16 protein-coding genes and 1 riboswitch are annotated in these 15,639 nt (G+C 42.5%); of the genes, 11 read left to right on the top strand and 5 right to left on the bottom strand.

What is annotated here, in order from left to right; all coding sequences use genetic code 11:
- Positions 1–237: 237 nt before the first annotated feature.
- From M1E09_RS18360 to M1E09_RS18350, 3 genes are all read left to right on the top strand, one after another.
- Positions 238–978 carry a DUF2161 domain-containing phosphodiesterase gene (locus M1E09_RS18360; protein ID WP_456272263.1) on the top strand — a complete coding sequence of 247 codons (741 nt, stop codon included), beginning with the start codon at positions 238–240 and terminating at the stop codon, positions 976–978.
- An 82-nt stretch (positions 979–1,060) separates the two neighbouring features.
- Positions 1,061–1,145, top strand: a riboswitch (cyclic di-GMP riboswitch).
- A gap of 123 nt (positions 1,146–1,268) precedes the next feature.
- A complete protein-coding gene (locus M1E09_RS18355; protein ID WP_456272262.1) occupies positions 1,269–2,030 on the top strand; it encodes an EAL domain-containing protein in 762 nt (253 codons plus the stop codon).
- 15 nt (positions 2,031–2,045) lie between these two features.
- The gene (locus M1E09_RS18350; RefSeq protein ID WP_456272261.1) at positions 2,046–2,990 is read left to right on the top strand and encodes a sensor domain-containing diguanylate cyclase; all 945 of its coding nucleotides are present in this window, start codon (positions 2,046–2,048) and stop codon (positions 2,988–2,990) included.
- A 110-nt stretch (positions 2,991–3,100) separates the two neighbouring features.
- Here M1E09_RS18350 and M1E09_RS18345 read toward each other — a convergent pair whose 3' ends face one another.
- Positions 3,101–4,519, bottom strand: a complete 1,419-nt coding sequence (locus tag M1E09_RS18345; protein ID WP_456272260.1) for an NAD-dependent succinate-semialdehyde dehydrogenase — start codon at positions 4,517–4,519, stop codon at positions 3,101–3,103.
- A 404-nt stretch (positions 4,520–4,923) separates the two neighbouring features.
- On the opposite strand from M1E09_RS18345, the gene M1E09_RS18340 reads away from it, so the two are divergent.
- The 4 genes from M1E09_RS18340 to M1E09_RS18325 all read left to right on the top strand — a co-directional run bounded on the left by M1E09_RS18340 (position 4,924) and on the right by M1E09_RS18325 (position 10,993).
- Positions 4,924–5,946: a fatty acid desaturase gene (locus tag M1E09_RS18340; RefSeq protein WP_456272259.1), complete on the top strand. Its 1,023-nt coding sequence runs from the start codon at positions 4,924–4,926 to the stop codon at positions 5,944–5,946.
- A 168-nt stretch (positions 5,947–6,114) separates the two neighbouring features.
- A complete protein-coding gene (locus M1E09_RS18335) occupies positions 6,115–7,251 on the top strand; it encodes a histidine kinase (RefSeq protein WP_456272258.1) in 1,137 nt (378 codons plus the stop codon).
- Positions 7,248–7,847 carry a response regulator gene (locus tag M1E09_RS18330; protein WP_456272257.1) on the top strand — a complete coding sequence of 200 codons (600 nt, stop codon included), beginning with the start codon at positions 7,248–7,250 and terminating at the stop codon, positions 7,845–7,847. Before M1E09_RS18335 ends, M1E09_RS18330 begins: the two co-directional genes overlap by 4 nt.
- A 449-nt stretch (positions 7,848–8,296) precedes the next feature.
- The gene (locus tag M1E09_RS18325; protein WP_456272256.1) at positions 8,297–10,993 is read left to right on the top strand and encodes a tetratricopeptide repeat protein; all 2,697 of its coding nucleotides are present in this window, start codon (positions 8,297–8,299) and stop codon (positions 10,991–10,993) included.
- Positions 10,994–11,012: 19 nt separating this feature from the next.
- Here the strand turns inward: M1E09_RS18325 and M1E09_RS18320 are convergent, their stop codons facing one another.
- Together M1E09_RS18320 and M1E09_RS18315 are read right to left on the bottom strand one after the other, a co-directional pair.
- A complete protein-coding gene (locus M1E09_RS18320; RefSeq protein WP_456272255.1) occupies positions 11,013–11,147 on the bottom strand; it encodes a hypothetical protein in 135 nt (44 codons plus the stop codon).
- A 60-nt stretch (positions 11,148–11,207) separates the two neighbouring features.
- Positions 11,208–11,420, bottom strand: a complete 213-nt coding sequence (locus M1E09_RS18315; RefSeq protein WP_456272254.1) for a hypothetical protein — start codon at positions 11,418–11,420, stop codon at positions 11,208–11,210.
- A 143-nt stretch (positions 11,421–11,563) separates the two neighbouring features.
- Between M1E09_RS18315 and M1E09_RS18310 the strand changes: the two genes are divergently transcribed.
- The 4 genes from M1E09_RS18310 to M1E09_RS18295 all read left to right on the top strand — a co-directional run bounded on the left by M1E09_RS18310 (position 11,564) and on the right by M1E09_RS18295 (position 13,660).
- A complete protein-coding gene (locus tag M1E09_RS18310) occupies positions 11,564–11,902 on the top strand; it encodes an Mpo1-like protein (RefSeq protein ID WP_456272253.1) in 339 nt (112 codons plus the stop codon).
- On the top strand, positions 11,892–12,239 hold the full coding sequence (locus tag M1E09_RS18305) for a CHY zinc finger protein (RefSeq protein WP_456272252.1): 348 nt from the start codon (positions 11,892–11,894) through the stop codon (positions 12,237–12,239). Before M1E09_RS18310 ends, M1E09_RS18305 begins: the two co-directional genes overlap by 11 nt.
- Positions 12,240–12,382: 143 nt before the next feature.
- Positions 12,383–12,613, top strand: coding sequence for an excisionase family DNA-binding protein (locus M1E09_RS18300; RefSeq protein WP_456272251.1), 231 nt, complete (start codon positions 12,383–12,385; stop codon positions 12,611–12,613).
- Positions 12,614–12,727: 114 nt separating this feature from the next.
- Positions 12,728–13,660, top strand: coding sequence for a manganese-dependent inorganic pyrophosphatase (locus M1E09_RS18295; RefSeq protein WP_456272250.1), 933 nt, complete (start codon positions 12,728–12,730; stop codon positions 13,658–13,660).
- 153 nt (positions 13,661–13,813) lie between these two features.
- Here M1E09_RS18295 and M1E09_RS18290 read toward each other — a convergent pair whose 3' ends face one another.
- Positions 13,814–15,067 carry an ATP-binding protein gene (locus M1E09_RS18290; protein WP_456272249.1) on the bottom strand — a complete coding sequence of 418 codons (1,254 nt, stop codon included), beginning with the start codon at positions 15,065–15,067 and terminating at the stop codon, positions 13,814–13,816.
- 208 nt (positions 15,068–15,275) lie between these two features.
- Complete coding sequence (locus M1E09_RS18285; protein ID WP_456272248.1) at positions 15,276–15,635, bottom strand: hydrolase; 360 nt, start codon at positions 15,633–15,635, stop codon at positions 15,276–15,278.
- Between the last annotated feature and the right edge of the window lie 4 nt (positions 15,636–15,639).

Raw genomic sequence — 15,639 nt, 5'->3', positions numbered from 1 at the left:
CAAAACGAAACAACGATTCCTTAAATTAGATTATTGCTTACAAGGGGGCTTTCCAAAAGGAATTTTGCCTGGCGTCCAGCTCCAGCTCCCGAAGCTCCTTACACCGCCGGAATGTACCCGGCCACTCGAGTTATTTGTCTGTCGGGATTAATCAAGGCGCTTCAGCTTTTGATGATATAATAAGGATAAAAGTATTAATCAAACGTTTGATTAGTTTTATTTGGGAAGGTTTTTATCATGAGTGAAAAGAAAAAGATATTGGAAGTCGACTTGTATAAGCCGATACAAAAACATTTCACGAAGGAAGGCTATAAAGTCAATGGTGAAGTGAATGATTGTGATTTGACGGCTCTCAAAGAGGATGATCTCGTTATTGTGGAGCTCAAGCTCAATTTGACTGTCGACCTGCTGATTCAGGCGGCCAAACGCCAAAGGCTGTCAGACCTGGTTTATATAGCAATCCCGCGGCCGAAAAATATGAGATCACGACGATGGAAAGACACCTGCCATCTTGTGAGACGGCTCGAATTAGGTTTGATCACCGTCTCGTTTACGACGAAAACGCCAAAACTTCAATTTATCCACCATCCAGAACCCTTTGATATGATGAAAAGCAAAAGGGGAGGAAGCCGGAAGAGAAAAGCTCTGCTGGCAGAGATTGAAGGCAGGAGTGCTGATTACAATGTGGGCGGGAGCAATAAAACGAAAATCATGACGGCTTATAAAGAAAATTGTATCCAGATTGCAAGTTATCTTGGCGAGTGCGGGCCTTTACGTCCGAGGGAACTTGTCAAACTTGGAACCGGCAATAAAACACAGTCGATCTTAAGTAAAAATTTTTATAAGTGGTTTGAGCGTATTGACCGGGGCATTTATGAGATTTCTGAAAAAGGAAAGCGGGACTTAAAGGAGTTTCCTGAACTAAAGGAGCATTACTTAAGGGAAATGGAAAGCAGACAACAGGAAATCAGTCCGTAAAAATAGTTTAAATATTCTTCTAAGTTATATTGCGCCAAGGACTAAATACCTATATAATTAGTTTGTAAATAATTTCAAAAAAATTTGATAAAGGCAAACCCATCGAAAGGTGGCGACGCAAAGCTAAAGGGGCTAAAGTCTGAAGACGATGCCAGCCAGCTGCCGGATTTTCACATGTCTAAAAGACTGTTCCGGAAGAGGAATGGTCTTTTTTTGTCTGTAAAAACTTCACCACCCCTTCAAGCGGCGGACAAACATCAAACTATCTGATTAGGAGTTTTTTTCACACCATGGGATTAACATTATCTGATATCATCACTGAAGAAAAATTTTGGAATGTCTTTCAGCCTGTCTATAATCTGAATAACAACAGCATTATCGGTTATGAGAGTCTCTTTCGATGCGACTTTGATTCTAATCCGGAACTGGTATTTTGCCATGCCAAGAAATACGGCATTCTTTATGAACTTGATACTGCTGCCATCAAAAGGTCGATTAACGTGTTTAATGAATTCTTTTCCCTCAACAACAAGAGCTTTCCTTACCTGTCTGTCAATCTATTTCCTTCGACCATTAAGCACCCTTTTTTCATAAAGTTTTTAGAGAATCTTCTTGAAAGAGTGGATCTTCCCCCTGAAAAGGTCGTTCTCGAAATAAATGAAGCAGAACAAAATGATGATTTTGTACAGTTCAGGAAGGTACTGCATGACTTGAAATCAAGGGGCTTCCTGATTGCGATGGATGACTTGGGAAAAGGGAACTCGTCATTGAAAATGGTTCTGGAGCTCCAACCGCAAATCATTAAATTTGACCGGTATTTCTCAAAAGACTTATCGGTACATCCTAAAAAGCAGGATCTTCTAAAAGCGATTCTTGATTTTGCAAAAGATGAAACTCGATTTATCCTTGAGGGGATTGAAACAGAGCCCGACCTCCATACAGCAAGGGAAATTGGTATTGAGATGGGACAGGGATATTTGCTGGGCAAGCCGGAGAAATTAGAAGACTGCGAAAAGAAATTTAGAAATGTTATCACTTCATATAACTTGTAGGCAAGGAGGTTGTCTATGGATGCATGGACATTAACGGCCGGGGTTGCGGCGGGTATTTTACTTCTGAAAAGCTATGATTATATCAAAAACTCCAGTGCAAGGGAAAACGAAAAAAGAATTTTTCAGCTTGTCGAACGGTCAAAGGATATCATTTATTATTGCGAAACAAAGCCTGTCCTGAAGTTCAGTTATATGAGTCCTTCCATTGACAGCATCTTGGGGACGGGGGTCTTGAAAAGGCTGATGAAGGATGCCCGGCATTCACTTGAACTCCTGCATCCCGATGACATGGAAGTTGTCAGCAATAAAATGTCCGGACAGCTTGACTACAGCGACCCAATCATCCAAAGGTGGAGAGATGCAGAAGGCAGTTATAAGTATTTCGAAGAGTATGCCACCCCGATTTATAAGAACGGTGAAATGATAGCGATCCAGGGGGTTATCCGCAATATCGATGAGAAGATGCGGCTGCAGGAAGAATTGATGTATAAGGCTCACCATGACAGTTTGTCTGGCTTATATAACCGTGGCTTTTTTGAAAAAGAAGCCGATCATCTGAATGAAAAAGAAGATATGCCGGCCGCAATTCTACTTTGTGACCTGGATGAACTGAAATACTATAATGATTATCATGGACATAAAACCGGCGATGAATTAATCAAAGAAACGAGCAAAATTTTCAGGTCACTTCAAAATGACAATCTCATCATTTCCAGAATCGGCGGCGATGAATTTGCTGTGCTGATAAAAGATACAAACCAGCACTCTCCTGAAGAAGTAAAGAAAATCATCCTGCAAAAAATAGCGAGTTATAACCGCTTCAGCAGGACGATCAAAATCATGATCTCCATCGGTTTTGCCTCCAGTTCAAGTTCCATCGGCAAAATGAATGAGTTGTACACATCAGCCGATAAGCATATGTACGAGGAAAAAAGGAAGAAAAAGAGAGTGCATTCCTGATTGAAAGGTGCCTGGTATAATAGGCGGATTAAGTATCATGCGCTCACATCCAGAAGAATAGAAGATCAAAAAAGATGGCCGGAAATGTTCACGGCCATCTTTTTGTATTCTTATAATCCTAACGAAATATATTTCACTTCCAGGTATTCTTCAATGCCGTGATGTCCGCCTTCCCGGCCGAGCCCGCTTTGCTTGAATCCTCCGAATGGGGCCTGCGGGGTCGAAGGCAAGCCATCATTCAAACCGACGATCCCATACTGCAGAGCTTCACAAATTTGAATTCCTTTTGTGATGTTTTCTGTGAAAACGTAGGCTGCCAGGCCATATATGGAATCGTTGGCACGCTGCACGACTTCTTCTTGTGAAGTGAAAGAAGTGATGGGTGCCAGCGGTCCAAAGGTTTCTTCCCTCATGCAGAGCATATCGTCTTTTATATTGGAGAGAATCGTAGGCTCAAAGTAAAGTCCATTGTCAGTATTGCCGCCATATTCGATAGATGCCCCTGAGCTCACCGCATCATCAACATGGCTTTTCACTTTTTCTACAGCACGTTCATCAATAAGAGGGCCGATGTCCACACCGTCTTCCAGTCCGTTGCCGACTTTCAGTTCTTTAACTCTCTCAACGAGTTTTTCAGTGAATTCTTTTTCAATCGACTCGTGAACATAAATCCGGTTGGAGCAGACACATGTCTGCCCGGCATTTCTGAATTTAGCTGCGATGACACCACTTACTGCCTTCTCTATATCACAATCGTCCATCACAATCACCGGGGCGTGCCCGCCAAGCTCCAGGGAGACTTTCTTAACCGTTTCTGCTGCACCTCTCATCAAGAGTTTGCCGACCTGCGTCGAACCTGTGAACGTAAGCTTGCGAACCCGTGTATCGGCAAGCCATGTTTCACCAATTTCTTTTGCATCTCCTGTGACAACGTTAATGACCCCTTTTGGTATTCCGGCTTTTTCTGCCAGCAATGCCAGCTTTAATGCCGTAAGAGGTGTCTGTTCAGCCGGTTTGATGACCACGGTGCATCCGGTAGCGAGAGCGGGCGCTACTTTTCTGGTAATCATGGCAGCCGGGAAATTCCAGGGAGTAATGACAGCCACAACTCCCACAGGCTGCTTTTGGACAAACAGGCGTTTATTCCGCTGAGTGGCCGGGATCGTCTCGCCGTACACCCGTTTACCTTCTTCGGCATACCAGGAGATGAAGCCATTGGCGTATTGAATTTCGCCCATTGCTTCTTTTAATGGTTTTCCCTGTTCCATTGTCATGGTCCTGGCAAGATCCTCTTTATTTTCGTCAATCAGTTTGTGCCATTTGAACAGAAGCTCACTTCTTTCATAGGCAGAATATTGAGACCAGTCAAGAAAGGCTTCATGGGCAGCACCGACGGCCATTTCCGCTTGTCTTTTCCCACCGTTAGGAATAGTAGCAATGATCTTGGAGTCAGCCGGGTTGGCCACTTCAATTTCCGGGAGATCATGTCCGACATCTTCTCCGTTGATTCTCATAGAGTATTTTTCCATAATAGCCCTCCTGAAATAGATTTTCTTTATCTGAGTTCATTATATCAATTTAAAAAACACTGATAACAGAAATCAGCCCTGCATTTAAACCAGAACGTTTTAATGCAGGGGCAACCGGGGTATATGAATCTTTGGTTGTGGGGGTGGGAGTTGGCTGCTGCAGTCGACAAATTCCGGGTAATGACAGTCACCAAAAAGTCTTTTGAAAAAATGAAATAATGCTTCAATTTTTTGCTCATGCTAAAGGGGAATCAAGTTAAATTCTCCTTTAAAGGCTTATTTATCCAGTGTTTTCCATCACCCATGGCACTTGTCATATTTTGTCATGACAGATGTATCTGCCATTATTTTTATTATTTCTTTTTACAACATCAACAGAAAAAGAGGAAAGGAACTAAAAGTAAATGACAAAACAAAAGACGAATTTATTAAGAAAGCAGGTGTCTCCGTTTGAGGGTTCGGAGACGGCTAAAAGTGTTTTCCAGCTGGTAACAACATTAGCTCTGTTCATTTCAGTATGGATTCTTGCTTATTTAAGCCTTTCTGTTTCATACCTGCTGACCCTTGCTGCAGGAATAGTAGGGGCAGGTCTGCTTACACGGATTTTCATCATCTTTCATGATTGCTGTCACTACTCATTTTTCAAAAATCGCAAGGCAAATCAACTAATAGGCACCATCACTGGCGTCATTACACTGTTTCCGTTTTATCAATGGCAGCATGAGCATTCCGTCCACCATGCGACGAGTTCAAACCTGGATAAACGCGGAACCGGTGATATCTGGATGATGACGGTCGATGAATACAAGAGCGCACCATTCTTGAAAAAAGTCTCTTACCGCCTTTACCGCAATCCGCTTGTAATGTTCGGGTTAGGCCCTATTTACGTATTTTTGATCACAAATCGTTTCAACCGTAAGGGAGCACGCAAGAAAGAACGGATCAATACATATATCACGAATATTGCCATTGCCGCCATCGTTGCGGTACTTTGCTATAGTGCCGGCTGGCAGGCATTCCTGCTCGTACATGGAACCATCTTCTATATTGCCGGCATTATGGGCATATGGTTATTTTATGTTCAGCATACATTTGAAGATTCCTATTTTGAAGAAAATAAGGAGTGGGATTTTGTACTCGCTGCTGTAGAAGGAAGTTCATTCTACAAGCTCCCGAAAATCCTTCAATGGTTTACAGGAAATATCGGTTTTCATCATGTACATCATTTGGCACCGAGAGTACCGAATTATAAGTTGGAGGATGCCCACCGCAGTAATGAGCCGTTGCAGCATGTTCCGACTATCACCCTTGCTACGAGCTTAAGATCGCTCAGGTTCAGGCTTTGGGATGAGGAAAAAAAGAGGTTTGTCCGTTTTAAAGATATTAAGTCTGTTTCAAAAGTAGAAAATGTAACCGTCACAGATTAAGCTTACTTCTGCGATCCAACTCTCCGGTTGGATCGTATTCTTTATGGAAAAATGATGTAAAAGAAGATAAGATGAAAGTAATATAGTTTCCAAGATCACAATAGCTGGTTTATTACATGTACTGCAACCAGCTGCCAGACAAAAAGTCGCAAAAGAAGAGGTTCTGCAATGCTGAAAAGATATCTTGATTTTCAACGCAACAGCGGGGTTTCCCCATATATATGGATCATTTTATACATACTGCCATTTTATTTTATATTCCAGTCTTCCTCGATGATCGTGATGATAAGCGGAACGATTTTGACCATCCTGTTCTTTGTCTTCTATCAAATCGCTTTCTTCTCAAAAGGGTGGCCGGTTTATTTATGGACGTTTATCCTGATTGGGATTTCAACAGCTTCCACATCACTGTTCAGCTATGTGTATTTTGCCTTCTTCCTTGCTCATTACATCGGGAATATCAAAGAGCGAAAGACATTTCTAATCCTTTACTTCGCACATCTGATCAGTACGACGGTTTCGATCAATATTACGATTGTGCAGGATGAGGCTCTGTTCATTAAGCAGTTCCCGTTTGTTATCATCATCTGGATCAGTGTCATTCTGCTTCCGTTTAACATCCATAACCGCAATGAACGAGGGCAGCTTGAAGAAAAACTGGAGGATGCGAATAAGCAGATTTCGGAGCTTGGCAAACTTGAGGAAAGACAGAGGATCGCCCGTGACCTGCACGATACCCTTGGCCAGAAATTGTCATTGATTGGGTTGAAAAGCGATCTGGCCAGAAAGCTGATCAACAAGGATCCTGAAAGGGCTAAGCATGAACTGAAAGATGTTCAGCAGACAGCAAGAACGGCATTGAATGAAGTCCGGAAAATGGTCTCTTCGATGAGGGGCATCCGGCTGGAAGATGAGCTCATTACAGTGGCGAAAATTCTTAAGGCTGCAGAAATCCAGTTTGAAGGGGTAAAAGAATTGGATCTGAAAAATGTTTCCCTGCTGACAGAAAATATTCTGAGCATGTGCTTAAAAGAAGCGGTCACGAATATTGTAAAGCATAGTGGGGCAACTGCTTGTCAAATAACGATTGAACAAACGTGGAAGGAAATCACCATGGTCATTCAGGATAACGGCCGATTCAGGGAGCCGGCAGAGGATGAACGGAAAGGCCATGGCCTTCTCGGGATGAGGGAAAGGCTCGAATTTATCAATGGCGACATGGAGGTTCTGAAACAAGAAGGGACCACACTCATTATCACGGTGCCAAATGATGTTAAACAGACAGAACAGGGGGAATTGGTATGATTAAAATCGTGATTGCTGAAGACCAGCAAATGCTGTTGGGGGCATTCGGTTCATTACTCGACTTAGAGGATGATATGGAAGTAGTCGGCAAAGCGTCAAATGGAGAGGATGCATTGCGGCTTGTTCAGAAATTCCGCCCTGATGTCTGTATCATGGATATAGAAATGCCCGGTAAAACCGGATTGGATGCAGCAGAAGAACTGAAAGGATCAGGCTGTAAAGTGATCATCCTAACGACCTTTGCCCGTGCAGGATACTTTCAACGGGCTCTAAAAGCGGGGGTGAACGGTTACCTCCTCAAAGACAGCCCCAGTGAGGATCTCGCCAATTCGATACGCAGTGTCGTCTCGGGCAAAAGAATCTATGCCCCTGAACTTATAGAAGATGCCTATGGGGAAGGAAATCCGCTAACAGTCAGGGAAATCGAAGTCCTCGAGCTCGTCGCCGATGGCAAAAACACAAAAGAAATCGCCGATGAACTCAGCATCAAAACCGGGACCGTCAGAAACTACATCTCTGCCATACTCGACAAGCTGCAAGTGAAAAACCGGATCGAAGCCATTACCCAGTCGAAGGAGAAAGGCTGGTTTAAATAATACTCGATAGGTGGCTGGGACATAAGTTGAAAACTAATTGATTTAAGCAGAAATAATCGAAAACAAAACCGCATGAGATCAAGGGTTATATACTCTTGACTTCATGCGGTTCATTCATGTTATTAGGCTCTTATCTTAAAGAGGTTACTTTAAGGTTATTTACCGCTGTTTCCTGAACGTAAGCGTACACCTGGAGCGGAAATCAGGCAACATTTATATATAAGCCTATAAACACCATCACTCCAAAACATGCAAATAGACATAAAGGCACAGATATATTTAAGTAAGAACGGGTAAATAGATTGAGCCGAAACTTGTGAGGTCAATTTCATAAAGAATATTACATACATAAGAGAAATTGTTGTAAAATTGCAATCTTTCATGGGGTGAAGTTTGTTAAAATAAAGTAACTGAAAAAGTATATGACTATACTTAGGCGGAGGATTGTCATGAATGCAGAGAAACATTACATAGATAAGACATCTTATCAAACATTGATGAAGACGAATGAACAGAAACACCCGATTGCCAGTTTGGGTGAAGCCTATCTTGCGGAACAGCAAAAAGACCTGCCGGACCTGTCTTTTATTCGCTTTGCCCAAGGGGAAGTTTATTTCCACCACAAAGATTATGAAGCGGCAATCTTTAAATGGGAAAATATCAATAATGAGTTGGCAGGATGGGCACAGAAAAACACGGCAGATGCTTTTTTTGAACTTGTTGAATTGTCGACTGCAGAAGAAGTATACAAATCTGTAAATACAGACAGTCCTTCTTTAAAAGCAGAAGTGGCTTTGCAGCTGTTCTCCCTTTACTTAAAACAGGAACGATTGGAGAATGCTGATGCTGTAATCAAAAATGCCATCTCAATGAACCCTGATTATCCAAATATGACTTCGATTGCCCGAAGTTTTTTTGAAGAGAACAAAGATTGGCACAGTGCAGTGGAGCTGGCGGTCAATGAAGCAATCAGGACCGAGGAACTTTTCTGGTTCGAAACCTTGAAGGGATATATTGATTCAGATGTAACAAGGGATATTACGCCAGGCTACTTTGTGGAAGCCCTATTTACACTTTCGAAAATGGATAAGTTCTTATTCGAAGAAATCGTTTCCTCCCTATGGGCCAGCTACAAGGAAACGGATCTATTTGATGAGTGGATCGAAAAGGTCAATTTATTGATCCTCGATGTCGAGATCCAACGGGAAGATCATTGGTCCAAACTTTCCCCGCTCTACCATGAATCGTTTGAACTCCTGGTGAAAGGGGACCGTTTCATTAAAGAATTGAGAACAACCATCCCCGATCTTCTGAAGGCATGGGTCAAGATTACCGATTCAAAGCATGCGGTTTATGCATCATCGGCCTTGCTGGCATGGGCGGAAATGTATTCAAAGAGCATTGATGCCTGGGCCGTGAAAAATGCGAGAGAACTGATTGCAAAAACGGGTGAACAAAGAAATGGCTTTGCCGCTTCGTTAGGCTTATTGGATGAGATTGTTCAGTGGGCGAAGAACCATGAAGTCAAAGTGGACAGCCGATATCACTGGATCATCAACGAATTGAAGGATCTGGCAGTCCACAGGATGCTGATCTTTGGTTCGTCCGAACAGGAGATATTCACTTTGACAGGACGTGCTGCAGGAGAAAACGTGATATCTGAGCTGCCGACAACTCCTGTACTGATCAAAAATAATAGCAGGGCCGTATTCAGGAAAATTTCTGAAAAAGGAATTGAAACGCTGGACAATGCGGTGGAATTCCAGGAAGAGACAGCGCTGCTCAGGCAGCCCGGTACAGTATGGCTGCAGCAGGAGCAGCCTGCGCCGCTGCTGCAGGAACACAGTTTGAAACTGCTGCTAGCTTCCAACGCAGCAGGAGACAGTGTGCTCAACATGGCAGACAGCATACTGTATGTCATTGACGGGGAACAGCGGCTTACTGAGCAGGCTTTTCAAGGGCTTGTTAAGCTTAAGGAAAAGAATCAGGATTTGAAGGTCAATGTACTGCTTTCGATGACAAAGGGGAAAGCCCAAGACAAAACAGTAGGAGAGACGAAAGCACTGCTTGGGAAGTACTTCCCTGATGCCAATGTTTTTCAAGCTGCTTCAAGCGATGATTTTTCAGCAATTGCCCGCTATCACTTCACCACCCCTGAAGCCGATGAGCGAACGGAAAAGCTGCTGTTTTTTATCAAGGATATCTTAAAGGACCTTCTTCGCCAGAGGGTCGACAGAGAAAATAATTTGATTGATTCCATCCAATGGAACCGTGATATGGAGAAGAAGCTTAAAGGTGCTCACCTACAGCTTCAGGAACTGGAATCTGATAAAATGGCAGCTATTAAGGAATCTTTCCTGGAAAAAACAGCAGAGGTTCAAGCACGGATCGTTGAGGATATCCCTGGGTTGTTGAAGGATTGTACGAATTTTATTAAGGAAGACAGCGATTTTCGCACCCTTCACCTCGCCCTGAATGATGAGATGAACAGGCGGTTGGAAGAGTATTTGACAGATACAGCGATGCCTCTTCTCAAGGATAACTTGCAAGAGTGGATTTCCTTCTCCAAAGCAGAATTTGAAAAGGGACAGTATTACTTGGAAGAGATGAGAGACAGCTTTAATGCTATGTATGGGGAAGAAAGGCTTCATCTATTTTGTGATTTCAAAGTGCTGAACGATTGGCGAAGAGATGCTGACAGGATGACAAGCAAAGTCATGAAGGATCATGTCAATATCCTGCTGCGCCGCAATCCTTCTCAAGTGCTTTTGAAGAGTGTCGGGAAAATATTTGGCTCGATCGGCCAGAATAAACAGCTGCTCCATAACCAGTATACAAAGTTCATTGAAAACGAAAATTATGATGATATTGCGCAGGCTGTTATGCAAAAATTCATGGGTCAGTTTCAGCTGTTTCAGCAGTCCATTGAAAGAGATGTTTCGATTTTCTTCAGAGGGCCGCTGGCGGAACTCCAACAGAACTCATTAGACACAAGGACATTGATTGAAGACAGTGAAGCTGAATTAAGCAGGTTGAAGTCCAATCCGGAATTTGTCAAAGACCCGCTCAGCCTCTTTAACATCAGGCAGCGTCAATATGAATTGATTTATAAAGAAGACAAGAAACCTGTCCTGGCATCTGTATAAATGGAAAAAGCATGGCTCCTTATAAGGAACCATGCTTTTTCTTTTGCTGTTTTTGGTTTCGTGTTTTATGCGGATTGTTATCAGGCATTCCTTTTTTTAAGGTGGTAGAGCCGATATTATTATTCGGTGCTGCCTGTTCATTCCAATCAGACATCAGAAAGCCTCCTTATACGCAAGAATTTTTATATTCAAGTGTCCGGAAATTCTCCGAAGTTCATTTATTGCGGCCGATTAGGGAGTCAAGCTGTTTCATTTCTTTATCTTCCTTTAAATTGACAGGGAAGGGATTCTCCTGCCTGGCAAAGTCCTGTTTTGTATCCATGGCTACTCCCATTTGGGCGCCTGTACTGTCATTTACAACCGTTTCATTTTTACCGTCAAAATGAGGAGTTGTTTGTGAATGCTGGTTACGGTTTTCGTTTGGCATGGTCTCATCTCCTTTGATATTTAGGATGATGTATTAGCGGTGCAGATATTCTCCTTTTTTCTATTTGTTATAATGAAGAAAAGGAAATGAATTTTTTATAGAGAATTACTAAGTAAACGCTTTCACAAAGGGAGGAAAAAAGTGTGGATTTTAAAAATTATGAAGAGTATTGGCCGTTTTATCTGTCACAGCACAGCAAGTCTTCCACTAGGGCCTGGCACTTTGTCGGGACAAGCTTTGTTTTCGTCTTCATCCTACTGGCAGTGGTGACACTCAATTTCTGGTTCTTGCTGCTGGCACCTGTTGTGGCTTATGCTTTTGCTTGGATCAGCCACTTTTTCATCGAAGGGAACAAGCCAGCCACTTTTGGGCACCCTGTCTGGTCATTAAGGGCAGACTTCCGGATGAACCGTTTAATCTTATTTGGCCAGCTTCAAAAAGAAATTGCTAAATCCCCTTCAATAAAAGCAGATGTTAAGTAAAAAAGCGGCCAATGTAAAAGGCCATGTAGTCAAAGGCGTTGAAGTTGATCCGCAAACGAGATGCAGGCACTACCATTCTGACAGGGATATCATAGCCATTAAGTTCAAGTGCTGTAATACCTATTATCCCTGCCATTTATGTCATCAGGAAACAGCCGGCCATCCCGCAGAGGTATGGGAAAAAGAGCAGCGTTCAGAAAAAGCGGTTCTTTGTGGAGCCTGCGGAAATGAACTGAGTATCAACGAATACATGATGTGTCATTCGCAATGCCCGAATTGCTCTGCTGCTTTCAATCCGGGATGTGAACTGCATTATGATCTATATTTTAAGGTATGAGGCTGCTGTACAAGGCCTCTTTTTTTTGTGCTTCTTGTTGAAAAGTACTTTCAGGTAGTAAGATGGTATAAGAATGCAGACACTGCTGATTAGCAAATAACTAAACCTGCAAACCTAAAATCAAAATCCAATGAGGTGAGACCATGTACCTGACAGTTAAGGAGATAGCGGATCATTTATCGCTGCCTGAACATTACATCGAGTCATTGATTCAACACAAAAAGATCAGGGCGGTCTTTGACGGCGAACAATATCTTGTGAACAAGGCTAACTTTCAAAACTACCGAGAACAAATGGAGAATTACAAAAAGCTTCTGGAACAGTGGCAGAATGAACCACTGCCGGAGGATCCCGATATAAAGGATGAAGATTAGTTTAAGCTTAACGTGAAGGACATCAGCCTGCAGATATGATAAAATACTGTCGTATGTTATGATTTGGCTATTGAAAATAAGACTACATAACCTAAAAGAAAAAGGAGAGTAATCATGGATAAAGTATTGATTTTTGGACATAAAAACCCTGATACAGATTCGATTTGTTCAGCTCTTGTTTACGCTGACCTGAAAACACAGTTAGGCATGGACGTTAAGCCTGTCCGCCTTGGTGAAATCAATGGAGAAACTCAATATGCACTTGATCACTTCAAAGTCGAGGCGCCTGCACTGGTTGAAAAGGTTGCTTCTGAAGCGAAGGAAGTCATCCTTGTCGACCATAACGAGCGCCAGCAAAGTGCTGATGACATAGATGAAGTGAAGGTTCTTGAAGTAATCGACCACCACAGAATCGCAAACTTCGAAACAAGCGATCCGTTATACTATCGTGCTGAGCCAGTTGGCTGTACGGCAACGATTTTAAATAAAATCTATAAGGAAAAGGGATTGAGCATCAGTAAGGAGATGGCTGGCCTTATGCTGTCTGCGATCATTTCCGATTCACTGCTGTTTAAATCCCCGACTTGCACGGATGAAGATGTTGAAGCTGCCGGTGAACTGGCACAAGTTGCAGGAGTGGATGCAGACGAGTACGGATTAGAAATGCTGAAAGCCGGAGCAAGCCTCGGCGACAAGACTGCTGCTGATCTCATCTCCCTTGATGCGAAAGAATTCCAGATGGGCAGCTTCAAAGTTGAAGTAGCGCAAGTGAACGCCGTAGACACAGATGAAGTCCTGGCGCGCCAAAGCGAACTTGAAGAAGCGATGTCCAAAGCTGTATCTGAAAAAGAACTTGATCTGTTCCTGTTTGTCGTGACAGATATCCTGAACAGTGACTCCATCGGATTGGCATTAGGCGGCAAAACAGAAGCGGTTGAAAGAGCATACGGCGTCAAGCTGGACAATAACACGGCTGTCCTAAAAGGTGTGGTTTCCCGCAAGAAACAAATCGTGCCGGTATTGACTGACACATTGAAAAATATGTAATTTGAGGAGAGTTAACAACTTTGGTTGTTAGCTCTTTTTTTGTGTATGTAAATTATGGGAGCAGGTTCCGGCTGTTTTCGGATGCTGGATTTGTAATTAAGCAGGATCAGCAGGAAAACAAGGCAAAAAAAGCGGATCCTATTCGGAATCCGCTTATTTCTCCAGGTGAACCGGAAGGATGATCCGTACTTCGGTCCCTTTTTCAACCTGGCTTTCATATTCTATTTTTCCATGCATTTCCCTGATTAATTTATTGGTGACCATACTGCCGAGCCCGGTCCCCTTGGATTTTGTTGTATAGAAAGGAAGGCCGATCTTGCTTAGCTGTTCCTGAGTCATTCCGTTGCCGTTATCCGAAATATTGATTTCCACTGTGTCCTGAGTTTGTCCCGGACCGATGTCAATATTGACCGTTCCACGTTCACTTGTTGATTCGATTCCATTTTTAATGACATTCATAATGGCCTGCTTGAGATGCTGCTCATCCCCATGAATAAAGTAATTCTTGTCTTCTGCAAAAGTGATGGTAGTGTTTGAATAGGCCGCAAAAGGCCTGAGCAAATCAACACAAGTCTGCACAATGTTGGTCAAGTTGATTGTTGCCAAATGGAACTGTTCCGGCTTTGCAATGTTCAGATAATCAGTGATGATTTTGTTCGTACGGTCCAGCTCATCAAGGATGAGAGGAGAGAACCTTTTCAACTGGCCATCTTTTGTATCTTCACTAAGATGCTGAATGAAGCCTCTTACAGTTGACAGCGGATTCCTGATTTCATGTGCTATGGAAGCGGCCATTTGACCGACCATATTTAATTTATCCAGGTATACCATTTCTTCAATCTGCTTATTTGTTTTAATCAGCCTTTCAATAATCATCACAAGTGCAATGAAAGTCAGATAGAAAGTGCTGAAATAAACAAAGTAAAAGGTCAGGTTGAGAAGGCTGATGCTAAAATAAATGATGATGATGTATATCGTCGAATAGACAGTAAGTATGAGTAAGCTCATAAGAATTTTATGCTGAGATTTTAAAAGCAGCTTTCTAAACAGAAGGCCGATGGCAAAGGCGATAACAGAAACGGCTAACCCTACATATACGAACGGCCCGCCTATCAGCGCTCGAAACACGCAAACAACCAATAGGACGATACTTCCAGACTGCCACCCTCCATAAATGGTAATAATCATGATCGCAATCATGCGCAGATCAAAATGGGTCTGCCCTAAAGTCTCTATTGGATAAAACATGCAAAACATCGCCCCGAGTGAACCAATAAGCCCGTAGGTGATTTTATGCTTTAAGGGAAGCGGCTGCTTTGACTGAAATGGGAAAAATATATTGGCGTTGAACGTAAATGAAAATAAGATGGTTATATTGATTAATAAGGTCTTAACTAAGATAATCAAAGAAGACGAGCCTCCAATATAAAAAATCCAAAAACACTTAATGATATCTTTTTAGATTTCCCTGAATGTGGGAATCTATCTATTCTTTTTGAATACAATACCCGCATAATAGCATACCAATCATTGAACAGTTGGACAATGATTTTTACTTCCCATGATGAATAGTAAAAACGCCTGGATTCAAAAAGATCCAGACGTTTGTATCTGCTTATTTGAGGTTTTCGATATCGTCGCGCACATGCGGTTTATGTTCTTCAAGTACACCGATTTTTTCAATATGCTGCCTGGTCTCCCAGTCTCCCAGCTTATAGATCATGGCATAGATCTTCTGCATTGACCGGTCATACGCAGCATCCTGTGGGTCATCATGGTATTGTTTAAAAGGGATGTGGGAGCGGATGAAAGTTGAAACATCATCATCATAGTTATCATCAAAACACTTCTGTAATTCTGTTTTTTCCTCAGGAGTTGCAGAGATCTTTAAACCGGCACTTTCTTCAAAAGATGGTTCTTCCAGTATGTCTCCGCTTCTCATATCTACATAATAGGTCCTCTTCGCTTCCATCATATAT

The sequence above is a fragment of the Bacillus sp. AK031 genome (genome assembly GCF_053903065.1).
The sequence above is the reverse complement of the archived record's forward strand: the minus strand, read 5'-3'. Positions and strand labels throughout refer to the sequence as shown.